Annotated in this window: 1 rRNA gene; it reads left to right on the top strand. The window is 49.1% G+C overall.

From position 1 onward, the window contains the following. Nucleotides 1-157: 157 nt before the first annotated feature. Nucleotides 158-643 (top strand): 16S ribosomal RNA (locus A9B99_RS17645); the annotation flags it as partial.

Here is a 643-nt window from a genome sequence, read left to right as displayed (position 1 = left end):
GCACTGCTCTTTAACAATTTATCAGACAATCTGTGTGGGCACTCATAAGCACTGATATCTTAACGTCGCAAGACGCTAAAAATTATCAAGTCTTAAAGAGTGACTAACAGTTAATTCATTACGAATAAACAGTTTAATTCTTTGAGCATCAAACTTTAAATTGAAGAGTTTGATCATGGCTCAGATTGAACGCTGGCGGCAGGCCTAACACATGCAAGTCGAGCGGCAGCGGGAAGAAGCTTGCTTCTTTGCCGGCGAGCGGCGGACGGGTGAGTAATGTCTGGGAAACTGCCTGATGGAGGGGGATAACTACTGGAAACGGTGGCTAATACCGCATAACGTCGCAAGACCAAAGAGGGGGACTTTCGGGCCTCTTGCCATCAGATGTGCCCAGATGGGATTAGCTTGTTGGTGAGGTAACGGCTCACCAAGGCGACGATCCCTAGCTGGTCTGAGAGGATGACCAGCCACACTGGAACTGAGACACGGTCCAGACTCCTACGGGAGGCAGCAGTGGGGAATATTGCACAATGGGCGCAAGCCTGATGCAGCCATGCCGCGTGTATGAAGAAGGCCTTCGGGTTGTAAAGTACTTTCAGTCAGGAGGAAGGTGGTGAGCTTAATACGTTCATCAATTGACGTT

Source organism: Mangrovibacter phragmitis (genome assembly GCF_001655675.1).
Taxonomy (GTDB): domain Bacteria; phylum Pseudomonadota; class Gammaproteobacteria; order Enterobacterales; family Enterobacteriaceae; genus Mangrovibacter; species Mangrovibacter phragmitis.
This window is presented reverse-complemented; position numbering and strand designations above follow the sequence as displayed.